The sequence below is a fragment of the Vibrio sp. R78045 genome (genome assembly GCF_042466085.1).
GTDB classification, from domain to species: Bacteria; Pseudomonadota; Gammaproteobacteria; order Enterobacterales; family Vibrionaceae; genus Vibrio; species Vibrio cyclitrophicus.
The window spans coordinates 1,103,549-1,121,119 of sequence record NZ_JAXHBS010000018.1; the positions used below are offsets into that span (position 1 = coordinate 1,103,549).

The following is a 17,571-nucleotide window of genomic DNA, read 5'->3' on the forward strand; positions in this document are numbered from 1 at the left end:
ATGCGTTACTTTGAACCACTGAATAATGGTCCCTCTGACCTGTGGCCGTACAGCGAACGCCCTACACTAATAATGATTTACTGGCGGCCACTTTATTTCCTGTACCTTGATTCCTCATAAACGACTTCCTCTCGTCATTTTATAAGCCCTGCACACCAAGTTTACATCTAACTCTTTATTTCCCATGCTTTTATTCAAACGCATCTCTTTGATAAGCATATTGTTGGTGATCTTGCTGATCACTGCCGATTATTCCTGATCTTCAAGATCGGCAGCGGCGAGTCTTGCGGCCTGCAGCACAAGCGTTGAATACATTCGCGACTCAGCAGCCAGAGCATCATCCCACTTAGACCAAATACGTGAGATGTAAGTATCTCGACCCTCGCCAGTAAAGGCGAAGCTGTCATTAAAGGTATCAGCCATTTTCTTTAGGGACTTTTCTTCGTCATCAACCCATTTACCGCGGCTAAAGCCCGCTTCAACACCAGCTAACGCGGTTTTCGGGAAGTAAGGCAGTGGTGCTGTCATGCCTTGATAAAACAGTCGTACTAACTCAGCCAGCAAACTCTTCGCCTGAAGCGCATCGCCAATAGGTTGTAGCGTTTGGTGAACCACGCCTTCTTTTCTGTCGTAGCCAATAATATGGGTCGTTTTTCCATGTCCCATCACTGCACAACATAGATGATCAATCCACGCTGCCAAATAATCTTGAGAGCGTATTTTACCGCTACGGAAACGAACTAGACCCGATTGATAGTTTTTAGTTAACCAACCCATCAAACGAACAGGTTTGCCTTCGCCTAACACATCAAATTCGATATTCACTTCGAGATCTTGCTGCGGTGATCCGCTCACAAATCGAATTTCTTTGGCTAAGTCTTCCGCTTGAACACGGTTGGTTTCAAATTCGATATCACCAAAGGCGCCGACCGGTAATCGACCCTGTGCTTTTTGCTCAGAGACAAACAGGCGCACCGCTTCATCTGCACCTTCAGGATGGTCCAGCAACACTTGCAGCAGCGCATCTTTAAGCTGGAAGCTCTCTAGTCCATTGAGTACGAACGGCTCATCGTCTTCCATCACAGGAAGTGGCGGTTCAAACACCACTTTTAGACGGCGATTAAAGAAGTACTGCACTGGCAAACGCCAAAAACGCTGTAACTCAACCAAGTCGAGTTCCAACGGGTACGTTGCACCCAACAAATAGTCATCCAAGGCACGATTGAATTCACCACTACGTTCACCGGAACGGTTAGCCGCAGGAAGCCATTCTTTGGCGTAACTCAGCACATGGTTTGCGTCACCTTGAGTAAACGCCGCAGGGCTGAATGGTGTCATGGTGTGTTCAAAGCTGATCGCTTGAGTCAGGTTGATACCAGAATCATCGCTTGGCAACGCTTGGTCTTCACTTAAGCAGTAGTTCTGCTGGCAGTACTCGATCAACTCTGAAACCAATACCGACGGCACTCGCTCGGTATTATCTTGAATCGAGCGGCCGACATAGCTGATGTATAAACATTCTTGCGCTGACAGCATCGCCTCTAAGAATAGGTAGCGGTCATCATCACGGCGAGAACGATCGCCAGGTCGTGTGCGTCCGTTCATTAGATCAAAACCTTCTGGCGGCATTGAGCGAGGGTAAACACCATCGTTCATGCCTAACAAGCAGACGGTTTTGAACGGAATAGAACGCATCGGCATCAAGGTACAAAAGTTAACTTGGCCAGCTAAGAATCGCTGGCTAATACGCGCGCCAGATAACTTATTATTGAGGTACTGGTAGATAATGCTTGGCGACAGTTCTTGTTCATACAAGGCATCATCAAGCTGTTCATTCAGTTGCGAAAGTGCATCGCGAATCGATTTGAGCACCACCTCGCCTTCCAGTTCAACCGCAAAGAAATCATCAATCATTTGCAGCAAGGTTTCACGCCACATATCGATAGATTGGGTTTCAGTTAAGCGTTGACGGTAATGTGCGATACGATCGATAAAGTGCGCTAACTTACCAGCAAGTTCGGCGTTAATGCCTTGAACTTCGTTATAAGCAGCAATCGGAGAGTGTTCGGTTTCAAACAAACCTGCGGAATCCGACATCGCATAGCCTAAGAGCATGCGCTGGATACCGAATAGCCAAGTGTTTTGCTCAGTAGCAGGCAAGTCAAACTCCGTTGCGGTAGACGAGTCGACGCCCCAACGAATACCCGCTTCTTCAACCCACAGCTTAGCTTGCTCGAATTGAAATTCATCGATACCAAAGCGTGCCATCATCGCTGGAATTTCTAATAACTCTAATAACTCAGAAGCTAAACAACGCGTGTTCGGTAGCGCGACCAACTGCATGAAGGCGGTCAGAATTGGGCTTTCTTGGTCAGCCGTTCTATCAGAGATCGAGTAAGGGATATAACGCTCACCCGGAGCATTACCAAATACCGCCTGAATCGCTGGGCTATAAGCATTAATGTCAGACACCATCACGATGATATCGCGTGGTTTCAGTGTCGGGTCTGCATCAAACATTGCCAACAGTTGGTCGTGGAGGACTTCCACCTCACGCATTGGGCTGTGACACGCATGTAAAGTCAGTGAACGATCGCCAAGCTCAACCACCTGTTTATGATTACTGGAATCTAAGATGTGATCATCTTGATGTTCTTCTAGCTGGAGAATATCGGCTTGCAATTGATGGAGCAGGCTGTCTCTCTCTACATCAATAAAGAACTCGTGCTCTTCACTGTCTGATTGAGATAGCAAAAACAGGTTATCTCTGCCCAATTTACCCATAGACGCCAACAAGCTATTACCGACAGCTTGGCTAGTATGCAGTTCATCTTCAACGTTGGCTTCAATGCTATCTTTCAAAGGTGATACTTCACCTTCTAGCTGAGGTAAACCATCAACCAACGCAAACTGCTTACGACGCTGCGCTTCAACTCTTGCCAAGTATTTACGATCGCGAATATCGCCCCAATAATGTTGGCAAGGATTGGTAAACATCAAATGAACATCAATCTGCTCACCAAGTGCTTTCAACGCGTCCATATAACGAGGAGGCAGCGAAGAGATACCAAACACAAACAGACGCTTAGGTAAGTGTTGTAGCTGACCTTGTTGATTGGCTAACGCTTCAATAAAGTCGTGATACAAGTTACCACGGTGATACTTCGATTGGCCTTGAGACAGGGTTTGCTCATAGAGTGTCTTCCACAAAGTTGGCTGCCAAGGATGTTCTTGTTGCCCCTCATCATCAATTAACTCGGCAACGGGCTCTCCCGCTTCCCACATCGCCATCCACTCCGGTCGATACACCAAGTATCCATCGAAGATATCGGCAATTTTCTCTGCCAATTGGTACAACTTCGAATCATCTTCGTCGTTTTCAAGGTAGCGTTGTAGAGGTAAAAAACCAGGGTGGTCAAGCTTAGCGGGTAGCAAACTCATCAGCTTCCACGTCATCGCTTCTTTGTTAAAAGCACTGCGTTTAGGTACATCAGGAAGCACTTGGGTAAACATATCCCAAATGAAGGTTGCTGGAAGTGGGAAATCGATATTTGCTGCTACGCCAAACTCTTTGGCGAGTTCCATCTTAAGCCATTGAGACATGCCTGGGCTCTGAACCAAGATCTGCTCTTTTTCGAAAGGATTGGCTAAAGGGTCACTTTTAATTAAGTGAACGAGAAGGATTTTTAAAGTATCAACTTTATTGGAATGGTAAACAGTAAACAAAGTGCACTCACGCTAATCTTGCCACAATATAAAGCCAGATTAGCATAAGTGCTGAGTTTGGATTAGGAATATAAGCTGATGAAATACCGAAAGCTTAAGCTCTGTTTACCTTTTGAACTATTGCTTCTTACAGTCTACCCGCTACCGCACCTAAAACACGATGAGGTTTGTAGTTCATGTAGTAACGAACAGCGACATAACCGACCACCAAGGTTGCCACAATCAGTTCTAGGTACGCTAGATTGAACACTTGGCTAATGTATTGTGCTTCAACACCTTGTACTTGCATCCAAGCCGCCAATTTAAACAAAGCTGTTGCACCGATTACAATTGGGAAGGTAAACGCTGCGTAACCTGGGCTAAATGGCAGGCGAAGTAGTTTGAAGAACGCCACGTAAATAATGAACGTCATTAACACCGCAATACCAAATAACAGACCAATGATCACTGGTGAAGGTGTTGCAGTAACAGTTAAGTAACCCGCTAAAGATAAACTCGCTGGTGCCGCCATAATTGCAATGGTTGGTTTTGCTGCATCTGGCACTTCATGAGAAAAGATCAAACGGTAGATCATGAGCGGTAGCATTACAGCATAAACCAACAAGCCAAACACTAAAGTTGCGTGTGCCACTGGTTCTAAAATAGGGTTCCCAGAGAAAGAAACGTCTGCCACGATAATACCGATCGGTGGGACAAACCAACTCGGTACCATGTGGTGTATCTCAAAGTTTTTAGCTCTGTGGTACAAAAAGCTCACTAAGAAAACAACATGCAAAGCCACTGAAGCTAACCACATTGCTTCTTGCAGAAACTGAGAGATTGGGGCCAACGAAGCTGAAACCACCATACAACCCATCGCGAATGTAGGAACAACACTGCCGACAACAGGATGAGCAAGATCTTCACGCAAAAGGTGACCATGAATTAAAAATTTCACGGCTAAAACAAGAAGTAATACCGCAGCAATACCAGCACTGATCCACTGCACCAAACCCGGAGTGGATAAGATACCTTGCGCGACTAAAACGCCATCCCAACACCAGCCCAAGCTTGCAATTGCTAGTGCCAACCCAGCCATGGGTGTTGGAGCTCCTGTTAATCTATATTTAATACGTTGAATCATGTCAGCCTCTCTTAAACTTAATTCACTCAATTTGTGAACTCATCAGCTTGTTGAAGCCATAATACGCTTGCGCTTCGTTTAACAATATCCAATTATATATAACAAGCGTTCATTAATTCTGAACGAAATTTATTTCACCAACAGTGTAGAAATAGGAATCTGATGGCTAATATTTCAATCAAACAACTCAAAGTGTTTGTCACCATTACCCAACACTCAACGCTTACCTCAGCGTCAGAAGCCCTGTTTTTATCAAAGGCAGCTGTGAGCATGGCGCTAGGTGAAATGGAAAAACAACTGGGTCACTCTCTATTTGACCGGGTCAACAACCGATTAATTCTCAATCAGGAAGGACAAAAGTTACTTCCCTTAGCTGATGAAATACTTCACCGAGCGGCAGGCATCGATGTGTTGTTCCGTGATGACCAACCATTAAGTGGCAATCTAAAGGTCGGTGCGAGTGACACGATTGGTAATCAAGTGGCACCCTTTATTTTGTCAGGCTTCCGTGAGCGAACTCAGCATCAAGATCAAAGCTTGTTCATTTCAAACAGTGCCCTGATCTGTCAAAAGTTGGTGGATTATGAACTGGATATTGCGCTAATTGAAGGAAAAACACTTCATCCAGAACTGCTCTCAAGCCAATTCAGTAGCGATGAAATGTGTATTATTGTTAGTAATCAACACTCTTTAGTGGCAAAAGACAAAGTTAATTTGAGAGATTTAGAAGGCAGCCACTGGATACTTAGGGAATCAGGTTCAGGAACTCGTGAGTTCTTCCTGCGTACCGTTGCTCCTCGTATAGAGCATTGGTATGAGTCATTTGAGCTAAATACCACGGAAGCGATCATCAACTCTGTTTCTGCAGGTCTTGGCTTTGCCTGTTTATCGCGTTTAGCGGCACAACGCGCGATTGATTCAGGCCGAGTGAAAGCACTTGATGTACCACTCGACATGAAACGCCGATTTTGGATACTGGTCCATAAAGACAAATATCAAAGCCCACTGCTGAAATCTTTCATGGATTATTGTGAAGACTGGGCTACACATCAAGATTGAGGCCGCATAGTTAGGCCCTCAACTGGACTTTTTGCACCAGAAACTGTATAAAAAGCCAGTAAAATTTATCAAACTTAGAGGATTAACCATGGCTGTTATCGTCAAGTACGTGGTGGAACGCAACGGAGAAGAGAAAATGACTTTTACCTCTAAAGCCGAAGCTGACGCATACGACAAAATGCTGGATATGGCTGATGAGCTTTTTGAACTGTTAGGCAAAAGCGATTTAGTTGAAGATGAAGGCAAGCAAGAAGAACTTGCAATGTACCTAGCGAAGAACAAAGAAGAAGTTCTTTACGCATTGGGCGCTAAGCGCAAACCAGTACCAAAGAAAGCGAAGAAGCTTGAAGCTGTTGAAGATGCAGAAGAAGATGCAGCATAACTAGCTGCTCCCTTTCTAAAAAACGTCAATAACACCTCTAACAAGAGTCCGTTATTGGCGTTTTTTTATACTTATTGAAATATAATAAAGCTTGTTTATAGTCGAAATCGCTCTAAACATTCGCTTGCACAAAAGTGTGATAAAGATCTAATCTATAGCCATCAGGTGATGGGGTTCCACCTAAGCTTTTGCTTCAACCGCCCGTTCTTTCGAACAGTGCTAATGACTCCTACAGAATCGAAAACAGGTAATACTGTTGGACGTATCGCTATTCCTCCATTTTGAAATGGACTTAGTCTATTAAGACCAAGCTTCATGACACCTTTGGATTATCGATACTCAAGATCTGTAGTGAATTAGCCGCACCTCTTCCAACACGTCCTGTTTTCTCAACGCCCTAGGTCTTAAATGGCTCTATCAATGAGAAAACATTATGCACTACTCTTCAGAAATTCAATCAATGTGCCCTATTCAAAGGGGTGATCTTCACACTTCAGCTCCAATTCCAGTTGAAGGCGCCATGGTTAGCCCAAAAGATGTCATCGCTATTTCTGGCTTAAGCCATGGCGTAGGCACTTGTGCACCACAACAAGGTGCAGCCAAACTGACGCTCAACGTAAAAAACGGCATCATCGAAGAAGCACTAATCGAAACGATTGGTTGTTCAGGCATGACTCAATCAGCCGCGATGGCAGCCGAAATCCTCACAGGAAGAACCATTCTTGAGGCCCTGAATACTGACTTAGTGTGTGACGCGATTAACGTAGCCATGCGCGAAATCTTTCTGCAATTTGTTTACGGTCGAACTCAATCTGCATTCTCTGAAGGCGGCCTAGAAATTGGCGCGGCATTAGAAGACCTAGGTCAAACACAACGTAGCCAAGTAGGTACTAGCTATTCAACTTCAGCGAAAGGCGTTCGTTACCTAGAGCTAGCCGAAGGTTACGTGACCAAGCTTGCACTTGATGACCATAGCGAAGTAATTGGCTACGAATATCTCAACCTCGGCAAAATGATGAAGGCGATGAATCAAGGTATGTCAGCCAATGAAGCAGCAGACCTTGCTATGGGAACCTACGGTCGCTTCGATGAAGCTGTAACCACCATTAATCCACGCCAACAATAATTTTTGCCAATTTAGAGGAAAGATATGATGAACACTCAATTTAATGAATCAGTAACTCGCGTATTGGCAGAAATGAACTTCGACTCTTTAGAGCAAGCGAACCAATACTGTAAAGCCCACAACGTTGATCCAAAAGCCATGGTGATGGACACCCAACCTATTGCTTTTGAAAGCGCTGCCGATGCTTATATCCTTGGTTCAGCACTAGCTCTATTCCGCAAAGCAAGCAACGCTGAACAAGCTGCGAATATCATTGGTGAAGGCCTTCAAGCATTCACCAAACCTGGCAGCGTTGCTGAGCAACGCCAAGTGGGGATCGGCCACGGTGCGCTAGCTGCGCGTCTTCTAAATGAAGAAAGCCACTGTTTTGCTTTCCTTGCGGGCCATGAATCTTTTGCTGCTGCAGAAGGTGCGATTAAAATTGCACTCAACGTCAACAAATCACGTCACAACCCATTAAAGGTAATACTCAATGGTCTAGGTAAAGATGCGGCTTACTTAATTTCTCGCATCAATGGTTTTACCTACGTGCGCACTCAATACGATTACCAAACGGGTGAGCTTGTTGAAACAGAACGTCGCCGCTTCTCACAAGGCCCTCGCGGAGAGATCTTGTGTTACGGCGCTGATGATGTACGTGAAGGCGTGGCAATCATGCACAGAGAAGAAGTAGATGTGAGTATTACAGGTAACTCAACTAACCCAACGCGCTTCCAACACCCTGTTGCAGGTATCTACAAAGCAGAGCGTACTCGCCAAGGTTTACCTTACTTCTCAGTTGCTTCAGGCGGCGGTACAGGTCGAACATTACACCCAGATAACGTGGCAGCAGGCCCTGCGTCTTACGGCATGACAGATACCATGGGCAGAATGCACGCTGACGCTCAGTTCGCTGGTAGCTCTTCTGTTCCGGCTCACGTGGCAATGATGGGCTTCATCGGTATGGGTAACAACCCAATGGTAGGCGCGACAGTCGCTCTCGCGGTTGCTGTTAGTGAAGCTCAAAACGCCTAACGACTGAACTTAGTAAATCTAATTAGAGGCTCCATAAGAAATCCGTTAATTGATAAACCGACAATAACGCGCAAATGAACCTCGACATCTATCACTAAATCTAAACAGCCAGTTTGAAGCTGGCTGTTTTTCATCCATATTTGCTCTACTATCTATTCCTAATCGTTATTTATCTATAAGATTAAATACACCTATCGCTAGGTATTTAACCTTATATTTTTAAAGGAATAATATGAAAGAGTTGATCATTCATACCATCACCGTATTCATGGGCTTTTTTGCCATCATGAATCCCATCGCCAATACCCCAATATTTTTGGGTTTAACGGCTGATAGCAATAGAGAGATGGTTAAGTCGATCGCTTTCCGCTCAGTGTTCATCGCCTTTATCATCGTGAGTACCTTTGCTATTTCCGGCAAGCTCATCTTTGACCTGTTTGGTATCACGCTTTACGCACTGCGCATAACCGGCGGTATTCTTGTATTTCTGATTGGTTTTCACATGCTACAAGGTGACTCGACGCATGCCAAAGCAAAAGAGAAGGTCAATTCAGACGCGCAGCAAGATGCAGCATTGAGTATCGCGGTATCACCTTTAGCCATGCCAATACTAGCGGGTCCCGGCACCATTGCAACTGCGATGAACTTTGCCAGCACAGAGGGGATTTACGAGACCATCATTACCATTGTGGCGTTTGGCCTCCTATGTACCCTAACCTACATACTGTTTGTATTCGGGGAGCGCTTTGTTAAAGCTGTCGGACCAAGTGCGTTGAACGTAATTACTCGAATGATGGGTTTGATACTTGCAGTTATTGGTATGCAGATGTTGATTGAAGGGATAGAACAGGCTTACAAGGCGCTGTTTATCTAGTTAATACCTCAAAATTCCAATACAAAAATAGCCAGCAATTTGCTGGCTATTTTTTAAGGCTTGTTTGTGAATTAGTTCGCTGGGCAGCCTTTCACTTCTAAACCATTACTCATATAGATTAGATCACCATCTGCTGGTGCGTACTGCGCGGCAGTGACATTAGGGTTATTAACAAAGAACTCGCGCAACACAGCGGCATCCGTTAACTGCGTCGAATCAACATCAATTATTGGGTAGTCATCACCGCCAGCGGCACTAAAGCTGATCACGGAGAACGTGTAGGTGTCCGCTAAATCAAAGCCTTTGCCATTGATATCTCGAATGGTCACATCACTCAAATCACAGTCGACGGTTAAGCTAATATTGTCGAGCTGGGCATAAGCGCCAGATCCTGCAGTCATCGTCGCAACAACGTCTAAATATGCTTTAACCTCAGCCCCTGTCATCGTTGCTTTAGTCACGAAGTTTCCGAAAGGTTGAACCGTCAGCACATCACGATAAGCAATATCACCCGCCGCAATTGAGTCACGAACACCACCAGAGTTCATCACACCAAAATCAGCATTAACTAACTTATAAGTGCGATAAGCTTCCCCTAACAAATGACCAAGGTTAGTTTGCTCAGATCGAACCACATTACGGTCACCTTCAAGCTTCGCATCGGTTTTAGAGATAATGACATCTAACAACTCTTGTCCCTGCTGCTGATACGCGGAAAGAGTAGCAATTACTGTTGAATTAGGTTCAATTTCAGATTGGATAAATTGGTAATCACCATTTTCATCCTTCTCTTTTAAGTTCACGGGTATCAGGTCGTACTTCGCTAAATGCAGCTTTCCATCGTAAAACTCAAAATCAGCTCTACCTACATATTTACCCCATTCGTGAGCTTGCATGATGTAGGTACCATTTTGCTGATCCGGCTTACAGTCATCTCCCGGATTGAAATCAGCATATTCATTACCTTCCATACAAACAGGATTTTGAGAGTGCCCGCCAATAATGGCATCTAACTGACCTTCTTCTAGAGAGCGAGCAAGCAACACATCGCCAGGCGCTTCACTACCATGCTGACCATCTGCGTAGTGCCCCATATGAGTCGTAGCAAAAATCAAATCAACCGTTTCATTGGCCTCAATTTCTTTTATGGCTTTTTTGATTTCGACTTGCGGGTCGGCAAAGTGAATCGTCGCGACGTTGTCAGGGTTAACTAATTTCGCCGTATCTTTAGTTGTCAGGCCAATAACCGCAACCTTTAAGCCATTGATAGTGAATACTTTATATGGAGAGAAAAGGCGTTCATCAGTAACTGTGTCTCCATCTTTGATATAAATATTAGCCGCTAGCATCGGGAAGTCGGCCAATTCCGCCTGCATATCTAACACATCCAAGCTATTGTCGAACTCGTGATTACCTAACGCCATCGCGTCGTAACCAAGAAGATTCATACCTACAAAATCTGGTACCGCATCCTGCATATCAGACTCTGGCACACCAGTATTAATGTCGCCACCGGACAATAGTATCGTCTCACCACCATTTTGAGTAACTTCTGCACGAATACTATCAATCAGCGTCTTACGAGCCGCCATCCCATACTCACCCTTACTGTTCTCCCAAAAACGACCGTGATTATCGTTAGTATGTAACACAGTAAACTTGGTACAAGAAGCAGCTGTGTCACACGTTACCGTGATGTCGTCACTATCCGAGCCACAACCAACCATCGCTATGCCGATAGAGAGCACCAGTAAAGACTTAGTAAAATTCATAGAAGATCCTTTATTAATCGTTTTAATGTCGTTATGGCAGGCAATATACTGACATCTTGCAGGGTTTTAGTGATCGTTCTCTTAATTACACTTCTGGAAAATTGGGTATTTACCCTAACTGTAGGCACAAGCGATTAATCAACAGAAGTCGAATAATTCTGATAATAAACATGAATTTATAAAGAAAGTGTGACTCACTCTATTGATACTGCTAACAAGAGGATGGGCTAAAGATAAGTGTCAGGTGTGGAAATGAAATGGCACAGCGCTACTTAAGCAAGCACGCCCCTGTTTAAGAGCGAGGTATAATATCCGGATAATGAAAACTATCGCTAAAAAGACAAGCAATATCATTTTACAGACTTTATCCCGATACGCCCTTTCATAACGAGGGCGCTCTCTTTATGATGAACGCAATTAAATTAACTTTGCTAACGGCAGCGCTTGTTATTCGAGCTTCTGTTATTGAATAGCAAAATCAAGACTCAACACATGGAGATTCAACATGGCTTACTTTTCACTAGCCTTCGGTACGGCAACCACAAATCGCGACAATAAAATTATTGAAGCGTTCTTCCCTAATCCACTTCTAAATCCAAGCGACGCTCTTGTGGCCGCAGTGGCTGAAGTATCAGGTTACTCTGAAGGCAACCAAGCTATCGAAATCTCTGCTGCACAAAGCGCAGAACTAGCGAAAGCATTCGCAGCAAACGACGATGCAGCAAACGCATCTTTCGCAGAAAAAGCTGCAGCGTCTGAACAGCCACTTGTTCTTGTTATTCTTGCTACTGACGAGAAGCCAGCATCTGTTGCTGAAGGCTTCCTAAAGCTACAACTTATCTCTAACCGCTTAGTACAACCGCACGGTACGGTACTAGACGGTATCTTCGGTTTACTGCACAACATCGCATGGACAAACGAAGGCCCTATCGACCTTCCTGAACTAGCGGAGCGTCAAATTGAAGCTCGTCTAGCTGGTCGTGCTCTGACTGTAGATTGCGTAGACAAATTCCCTAAAATGGTGGATTACGTGGTACCAACGGGTATTCGTATCGCTGATACTTCTCGTGTTCGTCTTGGCGCACACGTAGGTGAAGGCACAACAGTAATGCACGAAGGTTTCATCAACTTCAATGCAGGTACAACTGGTGTGAGCATGGTTGAAGGTCGTATCTCTGCTGGTGTTGTTGTGGGTAACGGTTCTGATATCGGCGGCGGCGCTTCTATCATGGGTACTCTGTCAGGTGGCGGTACTATGGTTATCTCTATCGGCGAAAACTGTCTACTAGGTGCAAATGCAGGTCTTGGCTTCCCAATGGGCGACCGTTGTACGGTTGAATCGGGTCTTTACGTGACTGCGGGAACTAAAGTTCGCATGCTAGATAAAGAAGGCAACGAAGTAGAAATCATTAAAGCTCGTGACCTTGCTGGCGTTTCTGATCTGCTGTTCCGTCGCAACTCGATCACAGGTCAAATTGAGTGCCTAGCGAACAAGTCTGCTGTTGAACTAAACAGCGAGCTACACAGCAACAACTAATCTAAACGTTAGACGCTAAATTACTAGATACTAAAAACTACAAAGCCGCTGGGGGTTTAATCCAGCGGCTTTTCTTTTATAAGAATAAACAAACTAGATTATGCTTTTTCGGCTGCCAGCTGCTCAAGAGCCTGAATAGAAGTTTCTGAAACCAATGTTCCATCCATGTAGTAACTGACCTTGTCGCCATCACGAACACCCATCAGTACAGCTTTTTGGCCATCATTATAGGTAATGTCCATACGTATCGTATTTTCATCGATTTGTTGCATTTCGCCTTGCTCGATATGACGATTGTTGAAACCAAGTGGGGCTTCTTTCAGCGAATCATCTAGGCTGTCGTTCACATCAATCATGGTGTCGACTTTGCTATCAAAGATGTGAGGCGCGCCAGTGAGTGGGTTTTTGCCTACCCAGAATTCGATCGAGTTGAATACGATGTAATCGGCTGCGAATGTTAAAGCGTAAACTGGAGCAAGCAAGAAGTTGACCCCGGCACGAGCGTAACGGTTGTCTACAACCTCAACGTTAAACTTCATTAGTTTCCCAGTAACCGCATTACTACCAACACACCCAGCTAACGACATGACAATCGCTGCTACTGCAACGGCTTTTGTAATTGTTGTTTTCATAGTTCCCTCTTATGCCACAATGATTGATTCAGTTTTTTGCATAGCCAAACAGCAGTCTTCCTGTTCACGTACAGAAATTCAGAGCCTAACAAATTGATTCCATAACATTTAGCGTAGTGGAGTTTTTTAGAACAGCAAACTGCAAACGTTAATTGTTTCGCTCTGGTTCCTAAAGAGTTGCCAACAAAAAAGCGCAGACCTTTCGGTCTGCGCTTTTATTGGCTTTTCAAATGATTCAGTTTAGTGAACCAGATTAACCCACATTCTTACGTGCGTTTTGGAACATACGCATCCAAGCGCCATTCTCGCCCCAACCTTCTGGAGACCAAGAGTTAGCAACCGTACGGAATACACGCTCTGGGTGAGGCATCATAATAGTTACGCGGCCATCGGTAGTCGTTAAACCTGTGATAGCGTTTGGCGAACCATTCGGGTTGTTCGGGTATTGCTGCGTTTGGTTACCGTTGTTATCAACGTAGCGTAGAGCAACCGTACCTGAGTTTTCAATCGCGTTTAGGTGGTCGTTGTCACGCACTTCTACGCGGCCTTCACCGTGAGAAACAGCGATAGGCATACGAGAACCTTCCATACCGTTGAAGAATACAGAATCAGACTTCTGAACTTCAACTAGGCTGAAACGAGCTTCAAAACGCTCTGATTCGTTACGAACGAAACGTGGCCAGTACTCGGCACCAGGGATAAGCTCACGTAGGTTAGACAACATCTGACAACCGTTACACACACCTAGAGAGAAGGTATCCTCACGCTTGAAGAAGTTTTCAAATTGATCACGAGTCGAGTCGTTAAATAGAACCGACTTAGCCCAACCTTCACCTGCGCCTAGTACGTCACCGTAAGAGAAGCCACCACAAGCCACAAGGCCGTTGTACTCTTCTAATACCGCTTGACCCGTTAGGATGTCGCTCATGTGAATATCCGTCGCTTCGAAGCCTGCACGGTCGAATGCTGCTGCCATTTCAACGTGAGAGTTAACCCCCTGCTCACGTAGAATCGCCATCTTAGGCTTAGCGCCCGTGTTAATGAATGGCGCTGCAATATCTTCGTTTACGTCAAAGCTTAGTTTCACGTTCAGACCTGGATCTGAGTTGTCTTTCTTCGCTTCGTGCTCTTGGTCTGCACAGATTGGGTTATCACGTAGACCTTGCATCTTGTGCGTGGTTTCAGCCCAGATAGTACGTAATTCAGTGCGGTTACGTTCAATCACTACAGACTCGCCAGACTTAATCACTAGCTCATCAGAAGCTTCAACAGAGCCGATTACGTGTGAACACGCTTCTAGGCCATTTGTTGCAAGAGTTGAAAGTACTGTGTCTAGGTCGTCGTTACGAACTTGGATTACCGCACCCAGTTCTTCGTTGAATAGTGCTGCTAGAGCATCTTCGCCTAGCGCTGCAATATCAGCATTAACACCACAGTGACCTGCGAACGCCATTTCAGCTAGCGTTACGAATAGACCGCCATCGCCTTTATCGTGGTAAGCGACAACTTGGTCGTTCGCTACAAGTGCTTGAACGCCTTCGTAGAAGCCTTTTAGCTGTGCCGCGTTGTCTACGTCTGCTGGCTTATCACCAAGTTGCTTGTAAACCTGAGCAAGTGCTGTTGCACCCATGCGGTTTTTGCCGTTACCTAAATCGATAAGAACTAGGCTTGTATTACCTTTGTCTGTACGTAATTGAGGAGTAATCGTTTTACGAACATCTTCAACACGTGCAAACGCAGTGATAACAAGAGATAGCGGAGACGTGACTTCTTTCTGCTCGCCGTTCTCTTCCCACTTAGTCTTCATCGACATTGAGTCTTTACCCACAGGGATAGTTAGACCCAGTGCCGGACATAGCTCTTCACCCACGGCTTTAACCGCTTCATAAAGGCCTGCATCTTCACCAGGGTGACCTGCTGGAGACATCCAGTTAGCCGACAGTTTAATGTGTTTGATATCGCCGATGTTGGTCGCTGCAATGTTAGTGATTGCTTCACCAACCGCTAGACGAGCTGACGCGCCGAAATCAAGTAGTGCAACTGGCGTACGCTCACCAAGAGACATCGCCTCACCGTGGTAAGAGTCGTAACTTGCTGCCGTTACCGCACAGTTAGCAACTGGAACCTGCCATGGGCCAACCATTTGGTCACGAGCTACAAGACCCGTTACCGAGCGGTCACCGATAGTGATTAGGAATGTTTTCTCTGCCACTGTTGGTAGGCGAAGAATACGGTCAACCGCTTCGTTTAGTTCGATACCAGAACGGTCAATCGCAGGATTGTTTGCTTTTAGCGTCTTCGCGTCACGGTGCATCTTAGGTGTTTTACCTAATAGGATGTCCATAGGCATGTCGATTGGCGTGTTGTCGAAGTGTGAATCTTCTAGTTTCAGATCACGCTCTTCTGTTGCCTTACCAACCACTGCATATGGTGCGCGTTCACGTTTACAAATCGCGTCGAACGTTGCCATATCTTTATCAGCAACCGCCATAACGTAACGCTCTTGAGATTCGTTACACCAGATCTCAAGTGGGCTCATGCCCGGCTCATCGTTTGGTACGTCACGTAGATTAAAGATACCGCCACGCTCGCCGTCGTCGACTAGCTCAGGAAGAGCATTCGAGATACCGCCCGCGCCCACATCGTGGATGAATGCGATTGGGTTCGCATCACCAAGCTGCCAACAACGGTCGATAACTTCCTGACAACGACGTTCCATCTCTGGGTTTTCACGTTGTACAGAAGCGAAATCTAGGTCTTCAGAAGATGAACCCGAATCCATTGAAGATGCAGCACCGCCACCAAGGCCGATGTTCATTGCTGGACCACCAAGAACGATTAGGCTTGCACCTACTGGGATCTCTTTCTTCTGAACATGATCATCACGAATGTTGCCTAGACCACCAGCAAGCATGATTGGTTTATGGTACCCACGCACTTCTTCGCCTGCGTGAGAATTTACTTTCTCTTCGTATGTACGGAAGTAACCTAATAGGTTTGGACGACCAAATTCGTTGTTGAATGCTGCGCCACCAAGAGGACCTTCAAGCATGATATCCAAAGCAGTAACGATACGGCTCGGCTTACCAAAGTCAGTTTCCCAAGGTTGAACGAAGTTCGGGATCTTAAGGTTAGATACAGAGAAAGCAACAAGGCCAGCTTTTGGCTTACCACCAATACCGGTTGCGCCTTCATCACGGATTTCGCCGCCTGAACCTGTTGATGCGCCCGGCCATGGAGAGATTGCCGTTGGGTGGTTATGCGTTTCAACTTTCATCAAGATGTGTGTTTTTTCTTGGTGGTAGTTGTATTGGCGAGTTTCTGGATCTGGGAAGAAACGACCCACTTCAGAACCGGTCATTACCGCTGCGTTATCTTTATAAGCAGACAGAACGTGTTCTGGTGTCGTTTCAAAGGTGTTCTTAATCATCTTGAACAATGATTTTTCTTGCTTAACGCCATCGATAGTCCAATCAGCGTTAAAGATCTTGTGACGACAGTGCTCTGAGTTCGCTTGTGCAAACATCATTAGCTCGATGTCAGTCGGATTACGACCTAGCTTTTCAGTAAAGCTTTCAAGAAGGTAATCAATCTCATCTTCTGCAAGTGCTAGACCTAGGGTAACGTTTGCTTCTTCAAGCGCTTTACGCCCACCAGTTAATAGGTCAACTTCCGCATATGGAGCAGGCTCAGCAACTGTAAATAGTGCAGCCGCTGATTCGAAGTCAGTGAAAACCACTTCCATCATACGGTCGTGCAGGATTGCTTTCAGCTCAACAAGTTGAAGCTCAGAAAGTTCAGAAGAGGTTTCAATGTAGAAAGCAGTACCGCGCTCTAGACGTGACACTTTAGCCAGTCCGCAGTTATGTGCGATATCTGTTGATTTTGAAGACCAAGGCGAGATAGTGCCTGGGCGTGGCGTTGCAAGCAGCAATAAACCTTCAGGCTCATGCTCTTCAATCGTTGGACCGTAAGTCAGTAGCTTTTCTAGCTTCTCAACTTCAGACTCGTCTAGGTCTGCCGTTAGATCAGCAAAGTGGGCAAACTCAGCGTAAATACCTGTTACAGGTAAGCTTAATTCACGACAAAGCTCTAAAAGCTTGTTAACACGAAACTCAGATAGAGCTGGGGAGCCACGCAAAATTCTCATGTGCTTAGGTCTCTTATGCAGTTGATTAAGGTAGTATTGGAATAAATTCAGTGGGTTATAGGAACAACCTAACTGTTTTCTTCGAAGCTATTCCCGAAGGTTGCCAAACCTATGCCGATCCCACCTCTTCAATGCGAGCGCATTATAAAGCATTTCTTTTTGTGACGTAACACCAA

The 17,571-nt window shown here is 45.4% G+C and carries 11 protein-coding genes and 1 riboswitch; of the genes, 6 read left to right on the forward strand and 5 right to left on the reverse strand.

Annotated elements, in window-relative coordinates; all coding sequences use genetic code 11:
• Window positions 1-249: 249 nt before the first annotated feature.
• Both recC and SJY39_RS26795 read right to left on the reverse strand, forming a co-directional pair.
• Entirely contained in the window at window positions 250-3,726 is a 3,477-nt protein-coding gene (gene recC / locus SJY39_RS26790; protein ID WP_016796886.1) for an exodeoxyribonuclease V subunit gamma, read from the reverse strand.
• A gap of 127 nt (window positions 3,727-3,853) precedes the next feature.
• A complete protein-coding gene (locus tag SJY39_RS26795) occupies window positions 3,854-4,804 on the reverse strand; it encodes a TDT family transporter (protein WP_016796885.1) in 951 nt (316 codons plus the stop codon).
• 207 nt (window positions 4,805-5,011) lie between these two features.
• Between SJY39_RS26795 and SJY39_RS26800 the strand changes: the two genes are divergently transcribed.
• From SJY39_RS26800 to SJY39_RS26820, 5 genes are all read left to right on the forward strand, one after another.
• Window positions 5,012-5,908: a LysR family transcriptional regulator gene (locus SJY39_RS26800; RefSeq protein ID WP_016796884.1), complete on the forward strand. Its 897-nt coding sequence runs from the start codon at window positions 5,012-5,014 to the stop codon at window positions 5,906-5,908.
• Window positions 5,909-5,996: 88 nt separating this feature from the next.
• Window positions 5,997-6,290 carry a YebG family protein gene (locus tag SJY39_RS26805; RefSeq protein ID WP_010438976.1) on the forward strand — a complete coding sequence of 98 codons (294 nt, stop codon included), beginning with the start codon at window positions 5,997-5,999 and terminating at the stop codon, window positions 6,288-6,290.
• Between the two features lie 155 nt (window positions 6,291-6,445).
• Window positions 6,446-6,529: riboswitch (Fluoride riboswitch) on the forward strand.
• Window positions 6,530-6,723: 194 nt separating this feature from the next.
• Window positions 6,724-7,416 carry an iron-sulfur cluster assembly scaffold protein gene (locus tag SJY39_RS26810; protein WP_016768344.1) on the forward strand — a complete coding sequence of 231 codons (693 nt, stop codon included), beginning with the start codon at window positions 6,724-6,726 and terminating at the stop codon, window positions 7,414-7,416.
• Window positions 7,417-7,440: 24 nt separating this feature from the next.
• Window positions 7,441-8,430, forward strand: coding sequence for a GGGtGRT protein (locus SJY39_RS26815; protein ID WP_016790314.1), 990 nt, complete (start codon window positions 7,441-7,443; stop codon window positions 8,428-8,430).
• A gap of 232 nt (window positions 8,431-8,662) precedes the next feature.
• Window positions 8,663-9,304, forward strand: coding sequence for a MarC family protein (locus SJY39_RS26820; protein WP_010438967.1), 642 nt, complete (start codon window positions 8,663-8,665; stop codon window positions 9,302-9,304).
• A 71-nt stretch (window positions 9,305-9,375) separates the two neighbouring features.
• Here the strand turns inward: SJY39_RS26820 and ushA are convergent, their stop codons facing one another.
• Window positions 9,376-11,076, reverse strand: a complete 1,701-nt coding sequence (ushA, locus tag SJY39_RS26825) for a bifunctional UDP-sugar hydrolase/5'-nucleotidase UshA (RefSeq protein WP_016792172.1) — start codon at window positions 11,074-11,076, stop codon at window positions 9,376-9,378.
• A gap of 505 nt (window positions 11,077-11,581) precedes the next feature.
• On the opposite strand from ushA, the gene dapD reads away from it, so the two are divergent.
• Window positions 11,582-12,613 (forward strand): 2,3,4,5-tetrahydropyridine-2,6-dicarboxylate N-succinyltransferase, encoded by a 1,032-nt coding sequence (dapD, locus tag SJY39_RS26830; RefSeq protein WP_010438963.1) that lies wholly within the window; start codon window positions 11,582-11,584, stop codon window positions 12,611-12,613.
• A gap of 98 nt (window positions 12,614-12,711) precedes the next feature.
• Here dapD and SJY39_RS26835 read toward each other — a convergent pair whose 3' ends face one another.
• On the reverse strand, window positions 12,712-13,245 hold the full coding sequence (locus SJY39_RS26835) for a DUF3332 domain-containing protein (RefSeq protein WP_010438960.1): 534 nt from the start codon (window positions 13,243-13,245) through the stop codon (window positions 12,712-12,714).
• Between the two features lie 253 nt (window positions 13,246-13,498).
• Complete coding sequence (gene purL, locus SJY39_RS26840; RefSeq protein WP_016784799.1) at window positions 13,499-17,395, reverse strand: phosphoribosylformylglycinamidine synthase; 3,897 nt, start codon at window positions 17,393-17,395, stop codon at window positions 13,499-13,501.
• Window positions 17,396-17,571: the final 176 nt, after the last annotated feature.